The 8,123-nt window shown below is 65.3% G+C and carries 5 protein-coding genes and 1 pseudogene; 3 read left to right on the plus strand and 3 right to left on the minus strand.

What is annotated here, in order from left to right:
- The 3 genes and pseudogenes from I5M_RS21880 to I5M_RS21890 all read left to right on the plus strand — a co-directional run.
- Positions 1–309 (plus strand): annotated as a pseudogene (locus tag I5M_RS21880) (NUDIX hydrolase); the annotation flags it as partial.
- A gap of 136 nt (positions 310–445) precedes the next feature.
- Positions 446–2,629, plus strand: a complete 2,184-nt coding sequence (locus I5M_RS21885) for a PQQ-dependent dehydrogenase, methanol/ethanol family (RefSeq protein ID WP_031337295.1) — start codon at positions 446–448, stop codon at positions 2,627–2,629.
- Positions 2,630–2,829: 200 nt separating this feature from the next.
- Positions 2,830–5,535: a PAS domain S-box protein gene (locus tag I5M_RS21890; RefSeq protein WP_022723360.1), complete on the plus strand. Its 2,706-nt coding sequence runs from the start codon at positions 2,830–2,832 to the stop codon at positions 5,533–5,535.
- A 17-nt stretch (positions 5,536–5,552) separates the two neighbouring features.
- Here I5M_RS21890 and I5M_RS21895 read toward each other — a convergent pair whose 3' ends face one another.
- From I5M_RS21895 to I5M_RS21910, 3 genes are all read right to left on the minus strand, one after another.
- Positions 5,553–5,903: a GrlR family regulatory protein gene (locus I5M_RS21895; RefSeq protein ID WP_022723361.1), complete on the minus strand. Its 351-nt coding sequence runs from the start codon at positions 5,901–5,903 to the stop codon at positions 5,553–5,555.
- A 371-nt stretch (positions 5,904–6,274) separates the two neighbouring features.
- Entirely contained in the window at positions 6,275–7,459 is a 1,185-nt protein-coding gene (locus I5M_RS21905) for a M20 aminoacylase family protein (RefSeq protein WP_022723363.1), read from the minus strand.
- A gap of 73 nt (positions 7,460–7,532) precedes the next feature.
- Positions 7,533–8,123 (minus strand): polysaccharide deacetylase family protein (locus tag I5M_RS21910; protein ID WP_022723364.1); only part of this gene is annotated, 591 nt, incomplete at its 5' end.

An 8,123-nucleotide genomic window follows, 5' to 3' on the forward strand; every position in this document is an offset into this window, starting at 1 on the left:
CTGGCCGAAGCGCCGCCGGAGCAGCTCGGCATGCACGACGGCAAGGAGTCGACTGATTCGACATGGCTGTCGCCGCGCGAGGCGCTGGAAGGCGGCGAGAGCGGCCGGTTCACGTTGCCATTTCCCACAACGCGAAACTTGATCCGGCTCGGCAAACAACCGAGCGTCGCGGCTGCGCTCGAACACGCGCGGAGCGTGCCGATCGTCGCGGTGATGCCGGTCATGGGTGAACAAGACGGCAAGCGCACGCTGCGAATTCCTGCGGACGCCGGCTACGACGGCGAAGTATTTGAATTCAGCGGCAATTAGTTCGGCTTTCGCGCTGCCGCATTGGCGCATTCGCTAGAACGCCGACGACTAATTCATCACTCACAGAGTTGACGCCTTCTCAAACGAGCGCGACACTTCCGCATAGGCCCGACAGAGGCCGAAAGGGAGTGAACGCATGGAACAGCCTGCTGACGCGGTGCGGTCGACGCACGCGCGCGTCCTGACGAGCCCATCCCACCGATCCGCCGCCAAAACCATTCGGGTAGGAGCAGCTGTGCTGCTCGGCGCATTGCTGTGCCACGGCGGCGCATCGGCTCAGACCGCAAACATCTCCGCGGATCGCATCCGCGCCGCCACCGGGGCGATCGACAGTGCGGCGATCATCGCCAACGCCAAGACCACCAAGGACTGGCCGAGCTATGGCCTCGACTACGCGGAGACGCGCTTCAGCAAGCTCGACCAGATCAACGCCGACAATGTCAAGCAACTCGGGCTGAAGTGGAGCTACAGTCTGGAGTCCGAGCGCGGCGTCGAGGCCACGCCGGTGGTGGTCGACGGCATCATGTACGTCACCGCTTCGTGGAGCGTCGTCCACGCTATCGATACGCGCACCGGCAAGCGATTGTGGACCTACGATCCGAAGGTCAAACACGAGGACGGCTATCGCGGCTGCTGCGACGTCGTCAACCGCGGCGTGGCGCTCTACAAGGGCAAGGTGTTCGTCGCCGCCTATGACGGCCGCCTGATCGCACTCGACGCGGCGACCGGCAAGAAAGTCTGGGAAAAGGACACGGTTGTCGATCACGCGCACTCCTACACGATCACCGGCGCGCCGCGCGTGTTCAATGGCAAGGTGGTGATCGGCAACGGCGGTGCTGAATATGGCGCGCGCGGCTACGTCACGGCCTACGATTCGGAAACCGGCAATCAACTGTGGCGCTGGTTCACCGTCCCTGGCGATCCGTCGAAGCCGTTCGAGGACGCGTCGATGGAAGCGGCCGCCAAGACGTGGGATCCGGCCGGTAAATGGTGGGTCAACGGCGGTGGCGGCACGCCGTGGGACACCATCACCTTCGATCCCGAACTGAATATGATCTACATCGGCACCGGCAACGGATCGCCTTGGAACAGAAACCTGCGCAGCCCGGCCGGCGGTGACAATCTGTACCTGGCCTCGCTGGTGGCGCTCGATGCGAACACCGGCAAGTACATCTGGCACTATCAGGAAACGCCCGGCGACAACTGGGATTACACCTCGACGCAGCCGATGATCCTGGCGGATCTCACCATCGACGGTCAGCCCCGCAAGGTGATCCTGCACGCGCCGAAGAACGGTTTCTTCTTCGTCGTCGATCGTACTAATGGCAAGTTCATCTCGGCGAAGAATTTCGTCGATGTGAACTGGGCCAAGGGCTACGACGCCAATGGCCGGCCGATCGAGATCGCCGAGGCGCGTTCGCCCGACAAGCCGTTCGACGCCATCCCGGGGCCGTATGGTGCGCACAACTGGCACCCGATGTCGTTCAATCCGCAGACCGGTCTGGTGTATCTGCCGGCGCAGGGCGTGCCGATCAACATGACCGGCGAGAAGGCGCTGAACCAGAACAAGATGGAGCCGTTCAAGTTCGGAAGCGCCACCGGCTGGAACGTCGGCTTCACGCTGAATGCGGTCCCACCGAAGAATCTGCCGTTCGGACGGCTGGTCGCCTGGGATCCGATACAGCAGAAGGAAGTCTGGCACGCCGACTACGTCTCGCCGTGGAATGGCGGCACGTTGACCACCGCTGGCAACCTGGTCTTTCAGGGCACCGCCGATGGCCGCTTCGTTGCCTATAATGCCAAGACTGGCGAGAAGTTGTGGGAGAGCCCGCTCGGCACCGGCGCGGTGGCGGCGCCGGCGACCTACATGGTCGACGGTGTGCAGTACGTCTCGATCGCTGTCGGCTGGGGTGGTGTGTTCGGCATCAGCGCCCGCGCGACCGATCACGAGGCGCCCGGCACGGTCTACACCTTCGCGGTCGGCGGTAAAGCGCCGATGCCGGAATTCGCCAAGTATCAGATGGGCAACCTGCTGACTGGCGTCCAGTACGATCCCAAGGACGTGCCGGAAGGCACCGCGATCTACGTCGCAGCCTGCGCCACCTGCCACGGCGTCCCCGGCGTCGATCGCGGCGGCAACGTCAAGAATCTCGGCTACACGAGGCCGGAGAACATCGTCCATCTCAAGGACATCGTGTTCAAGGGACCGTTCCGCGAGAAGGGCATGCCGGACTTCACCGGCAAGCTGACGGATGCCGACGTGGTCAAGATCCAGGCCTTCATCCAGGGGACGGCCGACGCGATCCGGCCGAAGAACTAGCAAGGCGACCGCGCCCAGCACACCGCCCTGGCCGTGCCGAAGCGGCCAGGGGACAGATCAACCACCCGACCTCGCAGCGTCCTGCCGGTCCGGCCGGCCGCAGCGGTGCAGGGTGGATTGTTGTCGGGCGGGTGAGGCTGTACTGTCGGGGCGCAATTTCGCCAATAGGCCCGTCCTGACGGAGCTTCGGTCTCGCCAGAATGCCAAACGCCGTCTCGACGTTGATCCAGAGCGTGAGATCGCGGACGCTGTCGATCGGCCAGATGATCTTCGGCAGCTTCTTCCTGCTGCTGGCGATCATCGCCGTAACCAGCATCGCCAGCGTGGTGGCGATCCGCCACATCGACAACACCTTCGCCGAACTGCAGCGGCTGCAGAGCGTCGGCGACCTCGCCGAGGAGATCGAGCGGCGGATGAGCGACCTGCGCTTTGCTGCGCGGCAGGTGATGACCGAGCCCGCGGCACAGCCTGCCGGCAAAGTGTTCGAGGCCGCCTCGGCGCTCGGCGCGCTTCTGAAGAAGACCCGGCTCGAGCTCGCGCCCGAGCAACGGGAGATGATCGACGGCATCACCGAGCGTCTGGTGAACTATCGCGACGGCCTGCAGCGCATCACGGCGCTGATGCCGCGCCGGGCCGATATGATCGCGGCGATCCCGCCGCAGCGCGAGGCCTTCGAAACGGCCGTCGCTGACTTGGCCGATCGTGGGCTTGCCTCTTCGCTGCTGTCTCAGCAAGGCCGCATCGCCGCCGCTCTGCTGGCGCGCGACCTGGCCGGTGCGGCCGAGGCCGCACGGGCGATGCGCACCGTGACCATCCCCGATCCCGCCGCGGCGACCGCCGTGCGCGACTACGCCGACGCGGTGATCTCGATCTCCGCGCTGGACCAGGAGATCGCAGAACTCGATCGCGACGTGCTCGGCACCGAAGGCCGCCTGATCGGCCGCGTCACCGAACTCTTGCGCGACGCCTCGGCGCGGCGCGGCCGTGTGCTGTCGCGCGATCTTGCCCGCACGCTGGCGGAAGACAAATGGCAGAGCATCGTGTTCGGCTTTGCCGGCGTGCTGCTCGGCCTGATGGCTGCCGGCTTCGTGGTGAGGCGGACAGTCCGGCCGCTGGCGGCGATCACGCGGGCGATCCGGTCACTCGCCGCCGGCCAGCAGACCACCGCGATCCCGGCGACCGACGTCCGCAACGAGATCGGCGATATCGCCCGGGCGGCCGAAGTGTTCCGCCGTACCCTGGTCGAAGCCGACAACGCGCGCGAAGCGGCGGTCCGCGCCCTGGCGGAACAGCGGCTGGCCGAGGAGAGCTATCGCAAGCTGTTCGAAGGCTCGATCGACGGCATCTACGTCACCACGCCGGATGGCGCGCTGCTCGATGCCAATCCGGCGCTGGCGCGGATGATGGGCTACGACAGTCCGGCCGAACTGATCGCCGCCACGCGTGACATCAGCGCGACCATCTATGTCGATCCGCACAAGCGCGACGAATACCGCGAGGTGATGCAGCGCGACGGCCTGGTGCGCGATTTCGAGTATCAAGCCAAGCGGCGTGATGGCGACGTGTTGTGGCTGTCCGACAGCGCGGGCGCGGTGCGCGACGAGACCGGCATGGTGACCCGCTACGAGGGTGTGGTCCGCGACATCACAGATCAGAAGCGGGCCGAAGAGGCGGTCGCCGAAGGCCGGCGCTTCCTGCAGCAGGTGATCGACACCGTGCCGGCGGTGATCAACGTCAAGGACACCGATCTCAAGTACCTGCTGATGAACCGCTACATGGCGGGCGTGCTCGGCATCGAACCAGCCTATGCGATCGGCCGCACCACTTCCGATCTGATGTCGCGCTACGGCGCCGCCAAGACCGACGACAACGATCGCCGCGTGCTGCAAAGCGGGAAGCAGCTTGGCTTCTACGAGGAAGAATATCTCGACTCCACCGGCGCGGTCCGGCAATGGATGGTCAACAAGCTGCCGCTGTTCGACGCCGCGGGCAATATCGAGCGCATCGTCACGGTGGCGCTGGACATCGGCGAGCGCAAGCGCGGCGAGCAGGAGATGCGCAAAGCCCGCGACGCCGCCGAAGCTGCGCTGCGTAATCTGCGCGAAACGCAGCAATCGCTGATCGAGGCGGAGAAGCTCGCTGCGCTCGGCCGGCTGGTCGCCGGCGTCGCGCACGAGATCAACAATCCGGTCGGCATCAGCCTCACCGTGGCGTCGTCGCTGGAGCGCAAGACCTCGCTGTTCGCCGCCGAGGTCGAGCGCGGCGATCTCAAGCGCTCGCGGCTCAACGAATTCCTTCAGACCAGCCGCGACGCCGCCGATCAGCTCGTCGCCAATCTCAACCGCGCCGCCGAACTGATCCAGTCGTTCAAACAGGTCGCCGCCGACCGCAACTACTCGGATCAGCGCGTGTTCGACCTCGGCGACCTTACCGAGCAGGTCGTACTCAGCCTGCGGCCGGGCCTGCGCAAATACAATTTGGCGCTGAAGGTCGATTGCGAACCGGGGCTGTCGATGAATTCCTATCCAGGCCCTTACGGTCAGGTGCTGACCAATCTGTTCCTGAACTCGGTGGCGCACGCCTTTCCGGACGGCCGCGCCGGCACGGTCGAGATCGTCGTCCGCGGCGCCGGCGACGATCACGTCGAAGTTCTGTACTCGGACGATGGCTGCGGCATGAGCCTGGATGTGCGGCGCCGTGCCTTCGATCCCTTCTTCACCACGCGCCGCGACCAGGGCGGCACTGGCCTCGGCCTGCACATCGTCTACAGTATCGTCACCAGCCGTCTCGGCGGCCGGCTCGACCTGGACTCGGAGCCGGGCGAGGGGACGCGCATCCGCATGGTGCTGCCGCGCCTCGCGCCGCGCGACGAGGCCGAGCCGCCGCCGATCAAGCAGCAGGCCTGAGCGTCACTGGCTGGTGCCTAATCGGCGTCCGCCAGCCGGCGCAGGGTGGCGCGGAACAGCTGGCTGGATTTGCCGACCAGCGCCGTGCCCTGCATCACCGCCGAGCCCCCGGTCGAGGTGCCGGTGACGCCGACTCCGACCGGCTCGCGCTGGCCGCCGAACAGGGGATTGGCGTCAGGGCTCGGGGTGTGCTGGGTGATGGTGACCTCGCCGCGGAAGGCGTCGCCTGTGACGGTGTAGCTGCCGACATAGAACAGATAGGCGTCGCCGCCGAGGATGCGGCCGTCGCGAAACAGCACCACGCCGCTACCCTTGCCGGACCGACCGTCCAGCAAGTCGACATGGATCGAGTACAGCCCATTCTGCATGGGTCACCACCGCGCCCGGGCTCCAGCCGCCGTCCCCGCGTGGAGCCTGCCGGTTATTATGTCAATTACTCGTAGTGTGCGTCAACGCGGCGTATTGCGCATCCGCGGTTGGCAGTGCGGCGCGGCGAACAGCTCGTTCGATGTCCTCAACACGACCGGAGCGACCTTTGTGCTGAACGGTGCCAAACCGGCTGCGAACTCCGCGGCAGTCTCGATGGATGCTGCGTCGGCCGTCGTACAGCGATGGTCGGCCGGCGCCAGCTTCGACGGCGAGTTCTCCTCGACGACGACAAGCTGCGCCGGCAAGGGCAGTCTACGCTAAAGTTGGTAGTACCGCGGGTCCATCCCGCGAGCCGATCAAATCGCAATCGTCAATTCCAGCCAACGCTGCCGGGCGTACCACAGCGGTCCATTGCCACCTCGACGAACATCGAGGCGCCGAAAGGGATCACCGCGTCGTTGAAGGCGTAGCGCGGATTATGGAGTGCGGCACCCTGGCCTTGTCCCAGGAAGAAATAGGCTCCGGGCACTTGAAGTAGCATGTCGGCGAAGTCCTCGCTGGTCATGACGATCGGAGGCTTGCGATCGAGATTGTCTTCTCCCACCAGCTTCGCCGCCACGTCGGCCACGATCGCCGCGTGCAGCGGATCGTTGACCAGCGTGCTGAAGACGTCACGAATGTCGACGGTCGCCTTGGCGCCGTAGCCGGCTGCGATGCTGTCGGCCAGCGCGACGAGACGTTCGGCCATGCTCTTGCGGACGTCCGGCCGCATCGTCCGGATCGTCCCGGAGAGGCGGGCGGTGTCGGGAATGACATTGTAGGTCGAGCCGGCTGTCATCGCCGTCACCGAGAGGACGGCCGAGTCGACCGGATCGACGTTTCGGCTGACGATGGTGTGCAGCCCCTGCGCGATGGCGATGGCCGCGAGACCGGCATCGACCGTGCGGTGAGGGAAGGCGGCGTGGCCGCCATTGCCGGCGATGTCGATATCGAAGAAGTCCGCGCTGGCGGAGACCGGCCCGGGACCGACCGCGATTTTGCCGAGATCGCGGTCCGGCGCGTTATGCAGCGCGTAGATCTCGTCGCACGGAAAACGCTGGAACAGCCCGTCGGCGATCATGGCGCGCGCCCCGCCGCGGCCTTCCTCGGCAGGCTGGAAAATCAGCACGATGCGGCCGCAGATCTCGGCCTTCCTGGCCTGCAGTTGCCGGGCGGCCGCGATCAGCATGGTCATGTGGCCGTCGTGGCCGCAGCCGTGGAAACAGCCGTGCACCGTCGAGCGAAACGGCAGGTTGCTCTCTTCGTGGATGGGAAGCGCGTCCATGTCGGCGCGCAGGCCAATGGAGCGGCCCGGGCCGGCCTCGCCTTCGATCACGCCGATCACGCCGGTCTTCCCGATGCCTCTGGTAACAGGAATGCCGATCTTCGTCAGTTCTTCCGCGACGCGCTGCGACGTGCGTTCTTCTTCAAAGCCGAGTTCGGGATGCGCATGGAAATCCTGGCGCAGCGACGAGAGATAGCGCAACTCTTCGGCTGTGAAGGCGAGCGACGTCATCGTTGTCTCCGGCATGATGCTTGTCGGTTCGGATGTGGCTGCAGCGCCGCGGCGTGGGTCGCTCGCCGTTTACTTACCTCGGTTTGAAGTTGTCGTGCCAATGGCGAGCAATATCGATGCCGCGGCAGAACCAGACGCGGTCGTGTTTTTTCATGTGTTCGAGGAGCCTGATGAGGCCCCGGATGCGGCCGGGCCGTCCGATCAGCCGATCGTGCAGGCCGATCGACAGCAGTTTCGGTGAACCCGCGAGGCCTTCCTCGTACAGCGTGTCGAACGCATCGCGCATATATTGGAAGAAGTGATCCGCGGTCGAGAACCCGCTGTTTTCGTTGAAGCGGTTGTCGTTGGTTTCGTACGAGTAGGGAATGACAAGGTGCGGACCATGCGGTCCGGCCACCCAATAGGGAAGTTCGTCCGACAGGGAATCACGATCGTAGAGAAACCCGCCGTCTTCCATCAGCAGCCGTCGGGTGTTGTGTCCTGGCCGGCCCGTCATCCAGCCCAAGGGGCGGCTGCCGGTGAGTTGCTCGAGGATCTTGATAGCTCTCGACATGTGATCGCGTTCGGTCGCTTCGTCGACGTCGCCATAGTCGATCCAGCGATAGCCGTGGCTGACCATCTCGTGCCCGCGCGCGACGAACGCCTTCGCCAGAGCAGGTTTTTG

The sequence above is a fragment of the Rhodopseudomonas sp. B29 genome (genome assembly GCF_000333455.1).
Lineage (GTDB): Bacteria > Pseudomonadota > Alphaproteobacteria > Rhizobiales > Xanthobacteraceae > Rhodopseudomonas.

Bases quoted from the DNA above. Each gene is read 5' to 3' on its own strand.
- I5M_RS21885 (WP_031337295.1), top strand. From the start codon at position 446: ATGGAACAGCCTGCTGACGCGGTGCGGTCGACGCACGCGCGCGTCCTG.
- I5M_RS21890 (WP_022723360.1), top strand. From the start codon at position 2,830: ATGCCAAACGCCGTCTCGACGTTGATCCAGAGCGTGAGATCGCGGACG.
- I5M_RS21895 (WP_022723361.1), bottom strand. From the start codon at position 5,903: ATGCAGAATGGGCTGTACTCGATCCATGTCGACTTGCTGGACGGTCGG.
- I5M_RS21905 (WP_022723363.1), bottom strand. From the start codon at position 7,459: ATGACGTCGCTCGCCTTCACAGCCGAAGAGTTGCGCTATCTCTCGTCG.